An 18,078-nucleotide genomic window follows, 5' to 3' on the forward strand; every position below is an offset into this window, starting at 1 on the left:
GATTACTTGCTTCAATGCGACAGCAATAAATATATTACTAGGTATAGAAGAATAAATCAAGAGGAATTTTAATATTTTATGCAGTTTTATGATGGTGGGAAGTTAGGTATATTAACTTTACCCCACTCCCCCTCATTTAAAACCTTAAATAATCAATTCTCCATCCCATTTCATCATTCCACCTACAAGGTTACGAACAACAAATCCCTCTTCTTGCATAAATAAGGCAGCATTCATACTTCTCATCCCTGAATGGCAAATCAACACATATTCCGTTTGCTTGTCCATAGATTCAATTGCTTCAGGAATTTCCCGTAGAGGGATGTGTACAGCACCTTCGATCATCCCGTTGGCTACTTCTTCTTCCTCTCTAACATCTATTAAAGATATTTTTTCACCTTGACCTAACATTTCTTGCAATTCAGCCGAGGTTATTTCTTTTATGGAATCCATCATCTTGACTCTCCTTTTATTTAAGACCGGATAGAATATAAACATTTCTAAACACCTCTATATTATAAGAGGATTCTCTTCTGTAAACAATGAAAGCCTCCCATTACTAGGAGGCTTTCCTGTTAGTTAGCGACAATATTAACCAGTTTACCTGGAACAGCAATGACTTTGCGAACTGTTTTGCCTTCAAGCCAGTCTTGGATACTCTCCAGTTCCAACGCCTGCTTTTCTAAATCATCTTTTGAAGCGTCTTTTGAAACCATCATCTTCGCTCGGACTTTGCCCATTACCTGTATGGCGACTTCCACTTCTTCTTCTATAAGCTTCGCTTCGTCAAATGCCGGCCAACTTTGGTAAGCAAGTGTTTCACTGTGTCCAAAGGTCTCCCAGATTTCTTCCGCCAGATGTGGTGCTACAGGGGAAAGAAGCTTTACAAACCCTTCTGCGAAAAGCTGCGGGATCTCTTTCGCTTTATAGGCATCATTGATAAATACCATCATTTGGGAGATCCCTGTGTTGAAACGTAAAGCCTCAAAGTTTTCCGTCACTTTTTTGACCGTTTCGTGATAAGCCTTTTCAAGGGACGCATCGTGCGAGTCCGAGACAATCTTTCCGGAAATCTTTCCATCCTCTGTCACAAACAAGCGCCACACCCGGTCGAGGAAGCGTCTTGCTCCGTCCAGTCCATTGGTGCTCCAAGCCACAGCTGCATCCAGCGGTCCCATAAACATTTCATAAAGTCTAAGTGTATCTGCTCCATGAGAAGCGACAATTTCATCAGGATTTACTACATTTCCCTTGGATTTGCTCATTTTTTCATTGTTTTCCCCAAGGATCATTCCCTGGTTATACAGCTTCTGGAACGGTTCTTTCGTCGGAACTACTCCGATATCATACAGGAACTTATGCCAGAAACGGGCATAAAGCAAATGTAGCACAGCATGTTCTGCTCCACCAATATACGTATCTACCGGAAGCCATTTTTCCAGTCTCTCATAATCCGCCAGTGCATCTGGATTATGAGGATCGATATAGCGCAAAAAGTACCAACAGCTTCCCGCCCATTGCGGCATCGTATTCGTTTCACGCCGGCCTTTTTTACCAGTCTCCGGATCCACTACGGAAACCCAGTCTTCTATATTAGCCAGTGGAGACTCACCAGTTCCGGATGGTTTTATTTCATTTGTTTTTGGAAGCTCAAGCGGTAAGTCCTTTTCCTTTACTGCAGACATTGTTCCGTCTTCCCAATGGATAATCGGAATCGGCTCTCCCCAGTAACGCTGACGACTGAACAACCAGTCGCGCAGGCGGTAGGTCACCTTCCGTTCACCTTTTCCGTTCGTTTCCAGCCATTCTATCGCTTTGTCGATTGCTTCCTCTTTATCCAGACCATCAAGAAATCCTGAATTGATGTGTGGACCATTACCGGTAAAAGCTTCTTTTTCCGTATTGCCGCCTTCTAGCACCGGGATGATCGGTAGTTGAAATTTAACAGCGAATTCATGGTCTCTTTCGTCATGTGCCGGAACCGCCATAATGGCACCAGAGCCATAGCTCATTAATACATAATCGGCCACCCATATCGGTAATTTTTCTCGGTTGATTGGATTGACGGCATATGCACCCGTGAAGACTCCAGTCTTTTCTTTTGCAAGATCGGTACGTTCCAAATCACTTTTCGCCTGGACATCCTTGATATAATCGGCGACTTTCTGTTGTTGTTCTGAGGAGACAATTTTGTCAATCAACGGATGTTCCGGTGCCATGACTGCATAAGTGGCGCCAAACAGTGTATCAGGGCGGGTCGTGAACACCGTGAATGAATCTTCAAAACCGTCGATGTCAAAATGGACCTCCGCTCCTTCCGAGCGACCGATCCAGTTTCGCTGCATATCCTTGATGCTCTCCGGCCAGTCAAGCTCTTCCAAGTCTTCCAACAGACGATCGGCATAGGCAGTTATTTTCAACATCCATTGTTTCATGGGTCTACGCTCGACCGGGTGACCGCCACGTTCACTCTTTCCATCGATCACCTCTTCATTGGCCAAAACAGTACCAAGAGCGGGGCACCAATTAACAGGCACTTCGTCGATATAAGCAAGCCCTTTTTCATATAGCTTAAGAAAAATCCATTGCGTCCATTTATAGTAATTTGGATCAGTAGTATTGATTTCCCGGTCCCAATCATAGGAAAAGCCAAGTTCCTGGATTTGCCTGCGAAAGGTTTCAATATTTTGTCGAGTGAATTCTTCCGGATCATTCCCTGTATCCAATGCATATTGTTCAGCTGGAAGTCCGAAGGCATCCCACCCCATAGGATGCAATACTTCATAGCCTTGCATGCGCTTCATTCTTGCAAGGATGTCTGTTGCTGTATAGCCTTCCGGATGGCCAACGTGCAAGCCTGCACCGGATGGATAAGGGAACATGTCGAGGACATAATACTTATCCTTATCTGTATCACTGTTTGATTTAAAAGTCTTGTTGTCCAACCAATAATTTCGCCATTTTTCTTCTATTCTTTGATGATCGAATGACATTGGCCATTCCTCCTTCAATTGATTCGACCTGCCCTCTAAGTCGCAAAAAATCCCGCAAAAAGCTATAAAAAAATCCCTGCATCCCATAATGGGACGAGAGATTAATCCCGCGGTACCACCCAACTTAGCGCAAAAAGCGCCCGCTTGAAGCCTTAACGCGGCCGACGACAAAAGCTACTGGCGCAGATTCACTTTTGCGACATCAAAGGCGAGTTCATAATGTCCAGGGACAGCTTTCACCGGCCGCTGTCTCTCTGACACCTGGAAACATTATTACTACTCCTTATCCAAGTCGTTCATTTATTAATTTAACCGTATTGTAAAGAAACCCCAGGTATTTGTCAAGGTTTGTGACAAGGCGGAAATACCCGCTTGCCTAACGATGGAATGCACCTACTGTTTCGTTTAATTCATCTGTCAGCTTTCTTAACTTGGCAACTTGCTCTACCATATGATTGAACGCGGTCAATTGTTCCTGTGTAGAAGCGGATATTTGTTCATTCCCGGCAGCCGACTGTTCAACAACCGCGCTAATGCTTTCCACATTGTCCAGCACTTTTCGTCCTGTACCTTTTGAACGTTGAATCCCCTCCAGCAAAATGGATAATTCCTTACTGAACCCTTCCACTTTCCGCTCAATATTGGTGAAAGCAGCAGTTGTTTTATCCATTGAAGCCTGTTCCTCTTTTACGATGCCGGCACCTCTTTCCACGGATACGGTAATGTCACTGATCCCATTCTCGATTAGCTTTACCATTTCAAAAATATGACTTGTTGCAGTCGAGGAGTCTTCGGCAAGCTTGCGCACCTCCTCTGCAACAACTGCGAAGCCTTTCCCGGCTTCTCCGGCGCGGGCGGCTTCTATCGCAGCATTTAATGCAAGCAAATTCGTCTGTTCAGCTATCTCAGCAACCGATTTTGCCATGTTGTTGATTTCTCCTGTATAGTTGGCAAATGTCTCGGCTGCTTGTCTGATTTCCTGCGATGTCTTGGCATTTTCCTCCACAAGTTGCTGCTGAGAACGAATGGCTTTTTGTCCGGAAGCGACTGCTTCTCCTGCATCATTACCAAAGGTTACAGCTTGTTTGGTATGTTCCACATTGTTTGAAAAGTCACCATCCATTTGTTCAATTAAGGTTACGGCGTCCTGCAAGTCTTCCGAAATGGATTGTGTACCAGCGGATAATTCGTCTGTGGATACAGCAACTTGTTTACTCACTTCGGTCAGAGACTTATTCTCTTCATCGATAACAGCTGCAAAACTTTCCACATCCTTACTCACCCCGTCAATCGAGGAAATTAAGTCACGAAGTTGTTCTGCCATCTTACTAAATGAATCATTCAGTGCACCCAATTCGTCCGACTTGTTGTAATCCAGAGGATGTACTGCCAAATTACCGGTTGCAATCTCTCTGGCATTATCAGCCAGCTTACGAAGGGTAGTCGAAATTGAATTCGTTACTTTCAAAGTAGAGATTGAAGCTATTACCAACAATACGACACAGCCGATTATGGAAGAAACAATCGTGAACCGGATTTGGTTTTTCAACCGCTGTTGTATGTCCTGGTAATTCTTCTCAGCTGATTGACTAAGCATGTAAATATCATTCAGTATGCCATCCGTTCGGATCGATTGGCGCTTTGCTTCGCCCAAGTCCTTTTCATCAAGGGATGCAGCAACTTGCTCCCTCCATTCGTCAAATTTCGTTTCTGCCTTCGTCAAGTAGTCAAGGCTGGTTTGGTCGCTTACTGTCGCCTTTAATTCTTCAAGCAATGCCTGACTTGCTTCCATTTGTCTAGTCGATTCCTGTTTTAGGGCATCCGTTCCTGAAAAGGAAAAGTTGCTCAGGCTTTGCTTTGTACCATTCATTTCTGATTGAACCCTTTCAATATTCAATAAAATGGAAACTTGGTCAGATGATGAAGACTGAATTTGTAACATATTATAAATAATAAATCCTACGATTAAACAAGCTAGCAATAAAATTCCGAGTGAGTTGAGTAAAAGTTTTTTCTTAATCGTCATAATATCCCCCTAGCGTTATTGCAATAACTGCTGCTTTGCATCTTCCAACAACTCATTTTCTCTCTGTGTCAGATTAACGATCCGCACAGGAGCCAAGCCTACCCCGTTGTCGTCTATCCCGAGGTCTAACTGCCCCTGCTTTATTTCATGATTTTCCACTAGTTGTGAAGCGAGTTCATAAACCGCGGAATCAATGTTCTTCATGACAGAAGTAATCACAGCTTTTTCAGCGTGGAAATATTGATCCGAGTCCACACCAATCGCATATATCCCCAGATTCTGTGCTTCCTTTAATGCTCCTGTTCCAGTAAAGCCGGCAGCAGCGAAAATTACATCTGCATTTTCGTCAGCCATTTTGCCGGCAAGTTTTGCTCCCAGCTGATCATCACCAAAGTCACCGGCATACTCTACCAATACATTGATGTCGCTGGAAACCGACCTAGCACCTTCTCTGTAAGCGTGCATAAACTGGTTGATCGTATCATTGTTTTCCCCGCCAATGAACCCAATTGTATTACTATCGGAAGTCAGGGCGGCCAGTACTCCTGCCAGATAGCTCCCCTGGTCCGCTTTAAAGGTGACCGATGTTATATTCTCTAAACCTGAAACGGCATCGATTAATACAAATTGCTGATCGGGGTTTTCTTCTGCGACCTTTTCCAGTTCTTCTTGTACCATATATCCAAGGCCGATAATAATATCATTATCCTCTTCGACCAGCTCCTTCAGGCCTGGTTCATAACTCCCCGATTCATCTAACTCCCTATAGTCGAACACGATACCAAGCTCATCTCTGGCCTTCATCAACCCGGTAAACGCTGAGTCACTGAAAGACTGGTCGCCAAGACCGACATCTGAGAGCATAATCCCTATTTTTATTGGTTCTTCCTCTCCTTCGGCAGCTTCTTGTTGACTACAGCCAGCTATAAAAAGAACTGCAATTATAGTAATTAAGACAACTTGAATGATTTTTTTCATATATGTAAAAACTCCCCTTTAAAAATAGTCCCAAAGATAATATCGGGAATTGAGTACAAATTTGAAGGAAACCTCTCCCGATTTCATTTTAAAAAATAAAGTTGAAATATTCTTTCGATTTTCACATACTAAAAAACCGCCCAGTATCAAACTGTGGCGGTTTTATTAACTATTCACCTGCTAAATCATTTTGATCCAGAATCATATCATTCAAACACTGGCTTGCCAGCAGGTGCAGCCGATGTAGTTGTTCACGTTGCTGAGCATTGGAGCTATCCATTAATTTGGCGATCTCCGCTTCCATTTGGGTCAACTTTGCTTGTGCTTCGGAATAGTCTGCATCGACTGAATAGCCATTTCGGTTCGTAATATCGAGTTGTTCTTCCGCTTCGGATATACAGGCAGTTGTCCTGGCAATAAGGTCATCGATTGATTGTCTGGTAGCCATTTTCATCACCCCTTTATAAGGTGTGCAATCCCGTTTATATTCATACGCAACGGTATTTTCCTAAATAGGAGGTTCATGATAAAATATAGCTGCTTCCATTACGAGGAAGGGAAAGAGGACATTGTTGAAAAAGGTTATCCCATACGCACACGACTTATTAAGAGAAACCATACAACCCGGAGAAGTAGTGGTTGACGCAACTTGCGGTAATGGCCATGATACGGCTGTATTAAGCGAACTTGTCGGAGACGATGGTATCGTTTATGCATTTGATATCCAACAGCAGGCAATTGATCGGACAATGCTGCTGCTTGAGGAACAAGGAATCGACAATGTTCATCTGGTTTTGGCTGACCATCAATATGTCCAATCTTACATACCCAAGACAGATCATGGACAGGTTGGCGGGGCAATATTCAACCTAGGCTACTTGCCCGGAAGTGACAAGCAAACGATTACCACTCCGGAGAGTACGATAGAAGCTATTCGGGCTATATCCGATATCCTGAAACCAGGAGGTCTTATCATTATCGTCGTCTATCATGGTCATCATGGAGGAGAACAGGAGAAACAGGAGCTGCTCGATTATCTTACCGGCTTAGATCAAAAGGAATTTTCCGTACTGCAATATGCGTTTATTAACCAGCAGAACAATCCGCCATTCTTGTTAGCTCTTCAAAAAAAGGTATAAAAAGCACAAGGCCACTGATTCCGCCTTGTGCTTTTTCTTATCGTTTGAGCCGGTTATACACTTTCACATTCAAGTGGAAAAAAGTTGAGCGGATTCCCCCCGCTCGCAGTAAGGTCCTGGTTACTTCCTTTCCTCCTGACAATTTTGCAACTTTAGGATCTGCCAAATAAAGTCCGACAAGTCCGTTGTGAACCATTTCATGAAATTGACGATTTGGCAGCCGTTGTACATTTTTGTTTGTCTGTTCAATGAAAAAGAGCAGCCGCTGCTTCATTTCTTCCGATGTCGTATAATAATTACAAAAATTCAGGTCCCCTTCTTCCAAGTCCTCCTGCTGATCAATGTAATAGTCCAACAAGATATGCAAACCCTGCATAAAAGGAAAATAGCTTTCAAACAGTTCATCCGCAAGCGGTTGAGACATTCTGTCCCCCATGGCGTAGGAAACAAGACAAAAAATACCGAGCGTGGAACCGCTGCATGCTGAAAATTCATACCAGCTTAAGTATGGCCATTTTTCCTTGTATTCCTCGAACCACCCTTCCAGGCGAGGAATACGTTCTTCCTCCTTTACATGCTTATGTACCTGCAAATCGGCATAAAGCCCCTCCAGTTGTTGAATATGAGCACTTATCAACGAATAATCGTCCAGATTGCGCAAGCATTTTTGACAGGTCCTCACCAAGTCAGATAAATACTCTCCGTCGTTCTGTTCATCTCGGTAAAAATAATAAGATTTTATGGATTCAGCTGGTGAAAGTGCGTCCTCCATTGATTGATGAAGCATCCTGAAATCTCGGGGATCAAGCGAGGTGCTCCGATCACATAAATTATCGAGGTAATCACTGATCGTTTGATAAGCAACGATAAAACGGACGGCTTCCTGCCAACGTGGACCAGCCAAAATACTATAAACAGCCCCGCCTTGACAGTGAAATTTTTTATCTCGGATACTATCTTGCGCCTGTTTACGCAATTCGGTATTCGGGATCATATTTGCTCTGTTTTTCCAGTAAGCCAACTCACGATCGACCTGCGGGAATATTCTCGTGTATACATTTTTCATTAAAATCGGCGAAGTACGCGGGATGCTGTATGGCAAAGTTTCTCCCTCTTTCTGTTTCTTTAAAACATTTTTGTCAGCTATTATTGGTGTAAATGTCCGCATGCATTTATGATACTATTATCTATATCACCATAATTTACAGGGGGATTCAAATGATTTACGAATATAAAGGTAAAAAACCTGTCATCCATGATTCCGCTTATGTAGCCGAAGATGCTGTCATCACTGGAGACGTGACCATTGATGAGTTGGCGAGCATCTGGTTTAAAACAGTTATCAGAGGTGATGTCGCGCCCGTCCATATTGGTAAACAGGCAAACGTCCAGGATCTCAGTCTCTTTCACCAAAGTCCCGGTCTACCACTTGTCATCGAAGACGGTGTTACGATCGGCCATCAGGTTACCCTGCATTCAGCGAAAATCCGGAAAGGTGCCTTGATTGGAATGGGCTCCATCATACTCGATGATGCAGAAGTAGGAGAACATGCCTTCATTGGAGCGGGAAGCCTTGTTCCTCCAGGCAAAGTTATCCCGCCAAATACGCTGGCTTTTGGTCGTCCTGCTAAAGTAATCCGCGAACTTACCGAAGAAGATTTTAAAGAAATGGACAGAATCAGACACTCTTATATAGAAAAAGGACAATACTATAAAAACCAGCAGGAAAAATAACGTCTATTTGTCAAAATTGTCTCCTGTTTATTTTGTCGAAATGCGTTATTCTATAAACAGGAGGTGCAGTGTATCGTGTTATTATTTATCGGGGTTTTTGCCTTCCTGATGACACTCCTACTCAGTTATTTTCATCAAAAAGCAGCCATACAAACTTGGCAGCTTTTTTACAAGTCAAATGCATTGCTGTTTGCCCTATGCACCATTACTGTTTCACTGATCATTCTCTATAATAATCGGTACACATGGTTACCGGCAGCATCTGAATGGTTAAAAGAACAGGCAAATCCAGTACGAGCAGATGAATTGCCCACTGTTGAACTGGAGCCTGTTTTTCCTTTAATCGAACAATTTCAGCTTCCTGAGTCGGTTCATTTGGAGGTCCCCCAGATTATGCAGTATCCGGAACTGCCACGCGGATGTGAAGTCACCAGTCTGGCCATGCTTCTCCAATACAACGGTGTAGAGGTATCTAAGTTGAAACTGGCTGAACAAGTCGATAAAGATAAGACTCCTTTTCAGCAAACCGAAAAAGGCATCTACTTCGGCAATCCTTCCAATGGCTTTGTCGGGGACATGTATTCCCTGGACAAACCAGGCTTCGGTGTTTATCACCAGCCTATTGCCAGACTTGCGGAAAGATATCTGGGCGACCGGGTTCACGATTTCAGTGGAGGACATTTTTACGAGATTTTCAAATACCTCCATAACCGACAGCCAGTTTGGGTCATCACCAATACAACCTTTAAAAAACTGCCGGAAAAAGAATTTCAAACGTGGAATACGGAACAGGGTAGTATCAACATTACCATGAAAGAACATTCCGTCTTGGTAACAGGGTATGATGATTCGTACATTTACTTCAACGATCCTCTTGCTAAACAACAAAGAAAAGCACCCATCAACGCCTTCAAAGAAGCATGGGTGCAAATGGGAAAGCAAGCAATTACGGTTAAACCGTAAGCTTGCTTTTTGTTTGGTCTTCTTCTTGCAATTCTTCGAAAGAATACTTTCTTTCCACGTAAATTTGGTGCCATAACATGAACATCAAAACCGTCCAAATCTTTCTGCTGTAATCACCTTTGCCTTGGCAGTGATCCTCCAGAAGATTTTCAATATAGTCTTTATGAAGCAAGTGATCTGTCTCACTTTCAGCAATCAGATTTTTTGCCCAATCATAAAGTTCATCCTTCAACCAGTGGCGAATCGGCACCGGGAAACCAAGTTTTTTTCGGTCGAGTACGTGATCAGGTACGATGCCACGAGAAGCCTCACGCAAAATGCTTTTAGTGGTTCCATTAGCGATTTTCAAATCGACTGGAATTTCACTTGCAATCCGGAAAACTTCTTTATCCAGGAAAGGTACGCGTAACTCAAGGGAGTGAGCCATGGTCATTTTATCTGCTTTCAGCAAAATATCGCCGCGCAGCCATGTATGAATGTCGATGTATTGCATTTGGTTTACCGGATGTTCTCCAGCCACGTTGGCATAAAGCGGTTTCGTGATTTGCTGATAGTACAGATCAGGGTGATAGGCTTTCAGCAGCTGTTTTTTCTCCTCATCTTCGAACATTTTCGCGTTACCGATGTACCGATCCTTCAGCGGCGTAGTTCCTCGTTCCAAAAAGCTTTTTCCCCTTACTCCCTCCGGCAGAACAGATGCGACTCTGGAAAGCAAACCTTTGGCCGGTGACGGAATCGACTCGAACAACTTCAACGATTCCGGTTCACGGTAAATATTGTAGCCGCCAAACAGTTCATCAGAGCCTTCACCGGAAAGTACAACAGTGACATGCTTGCTGGCTTCTCTGCCGACAAAATAAAGCGGTACACATGCCGGGTCTGCTAACGGATCATCCATATGCCACATGATTTTCGGTAGTTTTTGGACATATTCCTCGGGAGTTATCGTATAAGAAATGTTTTCAACGTTCAGCTTTTCTGCCGTTTCTTTCGCTACATCCACTTCGGAATAGCCATCTCTTTCAAATCCGACCGAGAAGGTTTTGATATTAGGATTAAATTCCCTGGCAATGGCAACAATCAAAGAAGAATCTATCCCACCGGAAAGGAATGAACCAACCGGGACATCACTGCGCATATGGACATTGACAGAATCATACATGACATCCTGAATTCGTTTGATCCATTCGTTTTTCTCCATTAAGACCGGCGCGAACCGGGCATGCCAATAGCGCGTGAACTCGATCGGCTCGCCTGGCTTTTTGACAAAGAAATGGCCTGGTTCTACTTTTTTAACGCCCTCGGTCAATGTCATCGGCTCTGGAGCGAATTGAAAGCTTAAATAGTGCTGCAGTGCCGCGGTATCAACTTGTTCACTTTCCCTCATCATGGTGATGCTTTTTTTCTCGGATGCGAAGTATGTACCTTCGTCCATTTCACTGTAAAAAAGCGGCTTGATTCCGAAAGGATCTCTGACTCCGTACAGTATTTGCGTTTGCTTATCCCATATCAATACAGAAAACATCCCTCTTAGTTGTTCAAAAGCAGCTGTTCCATGCTCTTTGAACATAGCAATGATAACTTCCGTATCGGATTCGGTCGTAAAGGTGTATCCCTTTTCAGTCAACCGGTCACGCAGTTCGATATAATTGTAAATCTCTCCATTAAAAATCATCCAATAATGATCGTCATCATAATTGAACGGCTGCTGACCACTTTCTATATCGATTATGCTTAATCTTCTGAAACCAAGTGAAATATATTCATCATAGAAGTAACCCTCATCATCCGGACCTCTATGGGAAATTACATTATTTTGCTTTTGAAAGGTATTTTTGTTGTTTTGATCTGGTGCTTGAGGTTGGTTGCGGATCATTCCGATAAAACCACACATAATCTTGCCTCTCTTTCTATATGTTGACATCTTGTTAATTATAGCACAATCCAATTTTCAATACTAACCGAAAAATAGACAGAAAGTGCAATCAACAAAAAACCTGCCAAAAGACCCGGCAGGCTTCCATCATATCCTTCGGAAACCTGGATGGGTTTTCGGCAGTTTCTCCTACTCTTCTACCAAAAAATAAAAGGAAGCAAGGTAAGTGCCGCTATAGAAGCGAATGCTATCCCATAGGCAGCACCGTATCCCCAGCCCCAGCCAGGTCCATACAAAAACAACCCTGGGCCGCCGGGACCCGGATCTCCGACTCTGTCTTCAATCGGGCGGATGAACACTCGGTCCCTGTGCACTCTATCAATGATTCCCCGGTGAACAGTGCCATCTTGACAAGTAATTTTGACGGCTTCCCCAATATTTCTGTTGCACGTTTCGAAATGGCTCAAAGAATAACCTCCTTTGCCTGGCATCTAGAACATTTCTTAAGTTCTTCAATACGCCGGTTACAGCCATTATATGAAACCATCCCCCCTGCCCAATCGGGCGGTTGAAACAGAATGACAGCGGAAATTGAATTTCAGAACAGAGACCCATCCTATCTTTTCGATTTCTGGTTACTCGACCTTTAGTATCCGTTTCCAATATGCTGTTTTAGTTTAGTGGTCGTTGTTTCTATCGTATCTTGTTTAATCTTTATATAATAAATACCATTCATATGAGTTTCTTCTACACCATTCTCCAAGTCAACCACCTCTATTGGGTCCGTATTACTCTCTTCGATTTTGAAATGGGTGAGAACATCGCTCGGAATATTTGTTTCGCTTTCTTCAACGATCTTTTTTAGCTGCGAAAAGGTTAACTGTTCTTCCAGTAAATCTCCAAGCTGTATATGATTTGCCCTTCTTTCAGCCTCCGTTATTTCCAGTCCTCCATATATTTCTTCTTCTGAAAAAATGGAATAGTAATCAACAGATAAATCGAAAAGATTTGAGACTGTGGATGAGACAGCTTCAGGGGACGAATGAAAAGCATATGCGTGCATTAATTTATCCTCATGTTTTTTTTCTCCTGCAGCATTATATATTTCCACATAAGCATCTCTTGGAATCGGTACTAACTTTATGGTTTTCTCCGTACTGTTGTATGTTAATAAAATATGAACCGTCGTTCTCATATTATCATTCTCAGTTGAATCCTTTCCCATTAGTAAGACGGAAAATGAAGTACTTTCTTGCTCTTGCTCAGAGGCATGGTTTGAAAGTGGCTGTTTTATCCCGTCATTTTGATAAAATTTTGGTAAAAGAATCCCTATCAATAAAAGTACTGCAATGAAAGTGCCTAATATTGGACCGACAAAACGTTTACCAATGTAGAACAAAGAATCCCTTCGGTTACCTTTGTGTTTCCTATGGATTTTTCTAAGTGTTTCTATCCTGTCTTCTCTCGTAAACGTTAAATCATGATCATCTTCATATCTTGAAATTCGCTTAGTAAATTTCCCCATACACCTCAGCCTCCTCTAGTAAATTTTTCAGCCTTTGCTTTCCTCTCCTAAGTCTTGTTTTAACGGTGTTAAGATTCAAACCAGTTACTTCAGCTATTTCTGGGATGGATAAGTCTTTGTAATAATATAAATAAATAACTTCTCTGTAGCTTTCGGGCAAAGAGAACATAAGACTTTTCATCTCTTCAGATTCTGATTTTTTTATAACCTCATTTTCTGTTAAGGATGAAATAGATTTGATTGCATTCACAAACACACTTTTGGTTTTGACTTTCCGATAATGCCAACTCCTTAAATAATCCTTGCATTGATTGACGGTGATCCGGTATAACCATGTTTTGATGGTTGAATCATAACGAAATTTACCCAAGTTTTCATAACACTTAATGAAAGAATTTTGGACCATATCTTTAGCAGTTTCTTTATCTTTCACATAATTGAATGCTAATCTTACCAAATCATCCCCATGTTTTAACATTATCGCTTCTAAGAAATCTTCTTTTTCTCCTTTTTCCATAACTCCCCTCTTTTCCACCTTTCTTTGCTAACTCCACCTATAGACGATAGCCGAAATCGATTAGTTTCGGAATTAACCAGAAATTTTCTGCCTCTCCTCATCGGTAGAAAGGATTGTGGTATCAAAAATGCACAAACATCATACCCACCTCAATAAAGAAAAGCGCAAGCGCCTGTTCAAAGGAGTACAGGCTAAAGCCGCCACGTCCTGTGGCAACGCTTGCATGACCCACATCGTTTGGTCCTCCGACAAGCTTAAGCAAAGCACCTTGCCGGACCGGAATGTTTACCACCATTGATTCAAAAGAGAAATTGGTTACTTCACAGGTTAAAATAAAAATAAAAAAACCGAACGAGATCGAATAATTAAAATTTCGAATCATCGTTCGGTTTTTTACCCTTTTCAACTATGCTATTGTTACATTTACTGGTTCAAAAATTCATTCAAACTGTTTACCTTATCGGTCTTTTCCCAAGGAAATTCGATATCGGTTCTGCCAAAGTGTCCGTACGCAGCTGTGTTTTGATAAATAGGACGTTTCAAATCAAGCATCTTGATAATACCTGCTGGACGAAGGTCAAATAATTCCCTCACAGCTTTTACTAATTCATTTTCCGTTACTTTCCCTGTACCGAAGGTGTTAATCGATATGGATACTGGTTCTGCCACACCAATGGCGTAAGCAAGCTGGACTTCACAGGACTCGGCTAGTTCCGCTGCCACAATGTTTTTCGCAACATATCGTGCCGCATATGCAGCCGAGCGGTCCACTTTGGTGGCGTCCTTTCCGCTGAATGCGCCGCCTCCATGACGGGCGTATCCCCCGTAAGTATCAACAATGATTTTTCTTCCTGTCAAGCCGGCGTCCCCTTGTGGACCACCGATTACAAACCTGCCTGTTGGATTGATGAAATACTTTGTTTTCTCATCCAGAAACGCTTCCGGCACAATCGGCTTAATGACAAATTCTTTAATGTCCTGTTGAATTTGTTTGAGCTCGATTTCCGGATGATGCTGGGTGGAAATGACGATGGTATCCACTCTTACTGGTTTGTCATTTTCATCATATTCTACTGTCACCTGGGTTTTTCCATCCGGGCGCAAGTAAGGCAGAATGTTTTCCTTTCTGACATCTGACAGACGCTTACTTATTTTATGGGCGAGTGAAATAGGCAGCGGCATTAGCTCTGGCGTTTCATTATTTGCGTACCCGAACATCAGACCCTGGTCACCAGCACCGATTGCTTCGATTTCTTCATCGTAGCTTGTATCTTCGCGTGCTTCCAAAGCCTGATCCACGCCCCCCGCAATATCAGGGGACTGTTCATCGATCGCGGTCAGGACAGCGCAAGTTTCCGCATCAAAGCCATACTTCGCTCTCGTGTACCCAATATTTTTCACTGTCTTACGAACAATGCTTGGAATATCAACATAAGTAGTGGTAGTGATTTCCCCCGATACTAAAACCAGACCGGTAGTAACAGTTGTCTCGCATGCCACACGAGCATCTGGATCACTTGCCAAAATTTCATCTAAAATGGCGTCAGAAATCTGATCACAAATTTTATCGGGGTGTCCTTCTGTAACCGATTCTGAGGTGAATAATCGACGATTTGCAGTCATTCTGCTAAATCCTCCTTCATTTCATCAAATAATACGGAACCGCTCTTTCCTAGGTATGTTATTACAATTTCATTAAGCTGGTGAATTTCCATTCCCGTTAAACTGTTTTTTGTCATCTATACGAATAAAATCATGAGCGCATGGTATTTTACCTCTAATCAAACAAAAAACCTTTCCTTAATAAGGAGAAGGAAAGGAAAATGGCCTTTCTCATCTTATCGTCCAAGGTAAAACCTTGCATCAGGTTGGCACCTTTTCATCTGCATGATGGTTGCCGGGTTTCTTCGGGCCTGTCCCTCCGCCGTCTCTGGATAAGAGAGTATCCGTTCGCACTTTATCGTAACGAAACATGCCGGCAATGTCAATAAATTACCACCTTTTTGGTTGGAATTAACTTATGCTATTGAGGGAGTTTGCACACACCGTTGGTACACTTGTTTTTAAAAATACGATAACGGTTTTTGGCTATCAATCGGTACAGAGGGTCTCCTATCACTTCAGCATACGGCAGGTACATCAGGAATCCCAGCGGTGCAGTTAAAGGACAACGGACAAGCATAAATCGAACAGCTTGGTAACCTGTACTTATTTTCCCATCAGGCTTCACGAGATGGATTTCTCCCCTTATCACTTCCCGTTGTTTACTCGAAACGGTTTGCCTTTTTTCATATTCCTGTAGCGATAGCCATCGAAAAGCGCCAAACCAGTCCAGCAGCTTGATTACTTGTTTTGTCTGCCGGCACAAGTAACAATCGCCATCGTAGAGTACAATTGATTTACGTTCCATATTATCCCGCCTTTTTGAGCTTTTACTAGTCCCTTCCCTTTATTTTAACGAAAATAAAGCAATAGCGGAAATTTTAACGATCACCTTTCATTTTGTAAACCAGTATGTTATATATTAATCATTATGTTATACTATTCGTTATCAAGCTATCAATTTACACAAAGGAAGTGAGCAAGTGAACCCAACAAATGAAAGCGCTTCTAAATTGGGCAAAACGATCCTGCAGAACTGCCAATTCAATCTTTCTACAGAAGCACTGGTAGAAATCATCGAGAAACGCGGCGAAGGAACCATTACTGCCAATGGGGCCGTCAGCGTCACTACCGGAAAATATACCGGACGCTCTCCGAAAGACAAGTTCATTGTAAACGAAGGGGAAGCAGCTGAACAAGTTGACTGGGGTTCTATCAACAAGCCGATGGATAAAAACAGCTTTATCGCCTTGTATGAACGCGTCATGGAGCACCTTCGCTCCCAGGACACGCTTTTTCGCTTTACCGGCTGGGCAGGAGCTGATACAGACTACCGACTTCCGATTGAAGTCATCACCGAATTTGCCTGGCATAACTTGTTTGCCCGACAGCTTTTTATCCGGGAAGACAAAGAGACTGCCGGTAAACATAATGCGTTCACTGTCATTTCCGCTCCCACTTTCAAAGCAAATCCCAAAAGAGATAACACCAATTCAGAGGCTTTCATTATTATTTCTTTTGAAGAAAGAATCATCCTAATTGGCGGCACCGAATATGCAGGGGAAATTAAAAAAGCAGTTTTCTCCGTTATGAATTACTTATTGCCACAACAGGGAGTGCTCCCTATGCACTGTTCCGCCAATACCGGTGATTCAGGAGATACTGCCCTGTTCTTCGGATTATCCGGTACAGGCAAAACGACATTGTCTGCAAATCCTGATCGCTGTCTTATCGGGGATGACGAACATGGGTGGTCACCTAATGGCGTTTTCAACATCGAAGGGGGATGTTATGCCAAGTGCATCGGGCTAAGTGAGGAGAAAGAACCTCAGATATACCATGCCATCAAACATGGTGCTGTTCTGGAGAATGTTTTCTGTCATAACGGAATGCCCGATTACTCCAATACGGAACGGACGGAAAACACAAGGGCTGCTTACCCGTTGGACCATATTGACAATAGCATTTTCCCAAGCAAGGGACCACATCCAAAATCGATTATATTCCTGACTGCCGACGCATTTGGTGTACTCCCTCCAATCAGCAGATTGACAAAGGAACAGGCGATGTATCATTTTCTCAGCGGCTACACCAGTAAACTGGCTGGTACGGAGCGGGGCATCACCGCACCAGAAGCGACTTTTTCCGCCTGCTTCGGTGCACCCTTCCTGCCGCTTGCCCCGGCGGTATATGCCGATATGCTCGGCGACAAGATCGATCAATATGATGCAGACGTTTACCTTATCAATACCGGTTGGATAAAAGGACCTTTCGGTATCGGGGAAAGAATCCCGCTTGTTTATACAAGAGCGATGGTGGACACAGTCCTGAAGCAGCGTCTCGATGGAGTAAACACGGTACCAGATGACTATTTTGGGCTTCATATTCCGGAATCCATTCCTGGTGTTCCGAGCCAATTGCTGAAACCATGGGAATCCTGGGAATCTTATTCCTCTTACCAGGAAAAAGCAGCACAACTTGCAGCTAAGTTTCATGAAAATTTCCGGTCTTTTACAAAAGTAAGCGAGGAAATCAAAAACGCCGGCCCTGTGTACGAGGGATAAATAGATGTAGTGACTCCACGAGCAATCGATTCACACTAAATCCTGCAGAGAAATTTTTTCTCAGCAGGATTTTTTAATTCCTCTTCTCTTCCTCCGAACCATTCCGATGCTCCATAAATAGGAGTACTTTACTAGGAATAGGATTAAGGATAACTTCCGAT

Annotated in this window: 17 protein-coding genes, 1 riboswitch and 1 other annotated feature; of the genes, 4 read left to right on the forward strand and 13 right to left on the reverse strand. The window is 43.0% G+C overall.

The genetic code is table 11. The annotated features are described in order from the left end of the window. Nucleotides 1-144: 144 nt before the first annotated feature. The 5 genes from ERJ70_RS13090 to ERJ70_RS13110 form a co-directional block, all read right to left on the reverse strand. Nucleotides 145-456: a rhodanese-like domain-containing protein gene (locus ERJ70_RS13090; protein ID WP_309506994.1), complete on the reverse strand. Its 312-nt coding sequence runs from the start codon at nt 454-456 to the stop codon at nt 145-147. A gap of 119 nt (nt 457-575) precedes the next feature. Next, a complete protein-coding gene (gene leuS / locus ERJ70_RS13095) occupies nt 576-2,993 on the reverse strand; it encodes a leucine--tRNA ligase (RefSeq protein ID WP_209365279.1) in 2,418 nt (805 codons plus the stop codon). 86 nt (nt 2,994-3,079) lie between these two features. Beyond that, nucleotides 3,080-3,292, reverse strand: a binding site (T-box leader). 77 nt (nt 3,293-3,369) lie between these two features. Next, nucleotides 3,370-5,019, reverse strand: coding sequence for a methyl-accepting chemotaxis protein (locus tag ERJ70_RS13100; RefSeq protein WP_209365280.1), 1,650 nt, complete (start codon nt 5,017-5,019; stop codon nt 3,370-3,372). Nucleotides 5,020-5,034: 15 nt separating this feature from the next. Further along, nucleotides 5,035-5,997: a BMP family lipoprotein gene (locus tag ERJ70_RS13105; protein ID WP_209365281.1), complete on the reverse strand. Its 963-nt coding sequence runs from the start codon at nt 5,995-5,997 to the stop codon at nt 5,035-5,037. Between the two features lie 169 nt (nt 5,998-6,166). After that, nucleotides 6,167-6,445: a DUF2524 family protein gene (locus ERJ70_RS13110; protein ID WP_209365282.1), complete on the reverse strand. Its 279-nt coding sequence runs from the start codon at nt 6,443-6,445 to the stop codon at nt 6,167-6,169. Between the two features lie 124 nt (nt 6,446-6,569). Here ERJ70_RS13110 and mnmM point away from each other — a divergent pair, with 124 nt between their 5' ends. Beyond that, a complete protein-coding gene (gene mnmM, locus ERJ70_RS13115; RefSeq protein ID WP_309506996.1) occupies nt 6,570-7,136 on the forward strand; it encodes a tRNA 5-(aminomethyl)-2-thiouridylate-methyltransferase MnmM in 567 nt (188 codons plus the stop codon). A gap of 37 nt (nt 7,137-7,173) precedes the next feature. Here mnmM and ERJ70_RS13120 read toward each other — a convergent pair whose 3' ends face one another. Continuing rightward, a complete protein-coding gene (locus ERJ70_RS13120) occupies nt 7,174-8,238 on the reverse strand; it encodes a tetraprenyl-beta-curcumene synthase family protein (RefSeq protein ID WP_309506998.1) in 1,065 nt (354 codons plus the stop codon). Nucleotides 8,239-8,354: 116 nt separating this feature from the next. Between ERJ70_RS13120 and ERJ70_RS13125 the strand changes: the two genes are divergently transcribed. Next, nucleotides 8,355-8,870: a gamma carbonic anhydrase gene (locus tag ERJ70_RS13125; protein WP_209365285.1), complete on the forward strand. Its 516-nt coding sequence runs from the start codon at nt 8,355-8,357 to the stop codon at nt 8,868-8,870. Nucleotides 8,871-8,945: 75 nt separating this feature from the next. Further along, nucleotides 8,946-9,833, forward strand: a complete 888-nt coding sequence (locus ERJ70_RS13130) for a C39 family peptidase (RefSeq protein ID WP_245207953.1) — start codon at nt 8,946-8,948, stop codon at nt 9,831-9,833. Here ERJ70_RS13130 and asnB read toward each other — a convergent pair. The 7 genes from asnB to ERJ70_RS13165 form a co-directional block, all read right to left on the reverse strand. Next, complete coding sequence (gene asnB / locus ERJ70_RS13135) at nt 9,823-11,727, reverse strand: asparagine synthase (glutamine-hydrolyzing) (protein ID WP_209365286.1); 1,905 nt, start codon at nt 11,725-11,727, stop codon at nt 9,823-9,825. The genes ERJ70_RS13130 and asnB overlap by 11 nt on opposite strands. 179 nt (nt 11,728-11,906) lie before the next feature. After that, a complete protein-coding gene (locus ERJ70_RS13140; RefSeq protein ID WP_245207955.1) occupies nt 11,907-12,176 on the reverse strand; it encodes a hypothetical protein in 270 nt (89 codons plus the stop codon). Between the two features lie 179 nt (nt 12,177-12,355). After that, entirely contained in the window at nt 12,356-13,234 is an 879-nt protein-coding gene (locus ERJ70_RS13145; RefSeq protein WP_209365288.1) for an LCP family glycopolymer transferase, read from the reverse strand. Next, the gene (locus tag ERJ70_RS13150) at nt 13,218-13,751 is read right to left on the reverse strand and encodes a sigma-70 family RNA polymerase sigma factor (protein WP_209365289.1); all 534 of its coding nucleotides are present in this window, start codon (nt 13,749-13,751) and stop codon (nt 13,218-13,220) included. Before ERJ70_RS13150 ends, ERJ70_RS13145 begins: the two co-directional genes overlap by 17 nt. 121 nt (nt 13,752-13,872) lie before the next feature. Then, on the reverse strand, nt 13,873-14,133 hold the full coding sequence (locus ERJ70_RS13155; RefSeq protein WP_209365290.1) for a hypothetical protein: 261 nt from the start codon (nt 14,131-14,133) through the stop codon (nt 13,873-13,875). A gap of 41 nt (nt 14,134-14,174) precedes the next feature. Beyond that, nucleotides 14,175-15,374, reverse strand: coding sequence for a methionine adenosyltransferase (metK, locus tag ERJ70_RS13160; protein WP_209365291.1), 1,200 nt, complete (start codon nt 15,372-15,374; stop codon nt 14,175-14,177). Nucleotides 15,375-15,586: 212 nt separating this feature from the next. Continuing rightward, a riboswitch (SAM riboswitch) is annotated at nt 15,587-15,692 on the reverse strand. Nucleotides 15,693-15,774: 82 nt separating this feature from the next. Then, on the reverse strand, nt 15,775-16,161 hold the full coding sequence (locus tag ERJ70_RS13165) for a thiol-disulfide oxidoreductase DCC family protein (RefSeq protein ID WP_209365292.1): 387 nt from the start codon (nt 16,159-16,161) through the stop codon (nt 15,775-15,777). A 175-nt stretch (nt 16,162-16,336) separates the two neighbouring features. On the opposite strand from ERJ70_RS13165, the gene pckA reads away from it, so the two are divergent. Further along, a complete protein-coding gene (pckA, locus tag ERJ70_RS13170) occupies nt 16,337-17,917 on the forward strand; it encodes a phosphoenolpyruvate carboxykinase (ATP) (protein WP_209365293.1) in 1,581 nt (526 codons plus the stop codon). Nucleotides 17,918-18,078 lie beyond the last annotated feature (161 nt).

The sequence above is a fragment of the Sediminibacillus dalangtanensis genome, from assembly GCF_017792025.1.
Lineage (GTDB): Bacteria > Bacillota > Bacilli > Bacillales > Amphibacillaceae > Sediminibacillus > Sediminibacillus dalangtanensis.

Bases quoted from the DNA above. Each gene is read 5' to 3' on its own strand.
- ERJ70_RS13090 (WP_309506994.1), bottom strand. From the start codon at position 456: ATGATGGATTCCATAAAAGAAATAACCTCGGCTGAATTGCAAGAAATG.
- leuS (WP_209365279.1), bottom strand. From the start codon at position 2,993: ATGTCATTCGATCATCAAAGAATAGAAGAAAAATGGCGAAATTATTGG.
- ERJ70_RS13100 (WP_209365280.1), bottom strand. From the start codon at position 5,019: ATGACGATTAAGAAAAAACTTTTACTCAACTCACTCGGAATTTTATTG.
- ERJ70_RS13105 (WP_209365281.1), bottom strand. From the start codon at position 5,997: ATGAAAAAAATCATTCAAGTTGTCTTAATTACTATAATTGCAGTTCTT.
- ERJ70_RS13110 (WP_209365282.1), bottom strand. From the start codon at position 6,445: ATGGCTACCAGACAATCAATCGATGACCTTATTGCCAGGACAACTGCC.
- ERJ70_RS13125 (WP_209365285.1), top strand. From the start codon at position 8,355: ATGATTTACGAATATAAAGGTAAAAAACCTGTCATCCATGATTCCGCT.
- asnB (WP_209365286.1), bottom strand. From the start codon at position 11,727: ATGTGTGGTTTTATCGGAATGATCCGCAACCAACCTCAAGCACCAGAT.
- ERJ70_RS13145 (WP_209365288.1), bottom strand. From the start codon at position 13,234: ATGGGGAAATTTACTAAGCGAATTTCAAGATATGAAGATGATCATGAT.
- ERJ70_RS13150 (WP_209365289.1), bottom strand. From the start codon at position 13,751: ATGGAAAAAGGAGAAAAAGAAGATTTCTTAGAAGCGATAATGTTAAAA.
- ERJ70_RS13155 (WP_209365290.1), bottom strand. From the start codon at position 14,133: ATGATTCGAAATTTTAATTATTCGATCTCGTTCGGTTTTTTTATTTTT.
- metK (WP_209365291.1), bottom strand. From the start codon at position 15,374: ATGACTGCAAATCGTCGATTATTCACCTCAGAATCGGTTACAGAAGGA.
- ERJ70_RS13165 (WP_209365292.1), bottom strand. From the start codon at position 16,161: ATGGAACGTAAATCAATTGTACTCTACGATGGCGATTGTTACTTGTGC.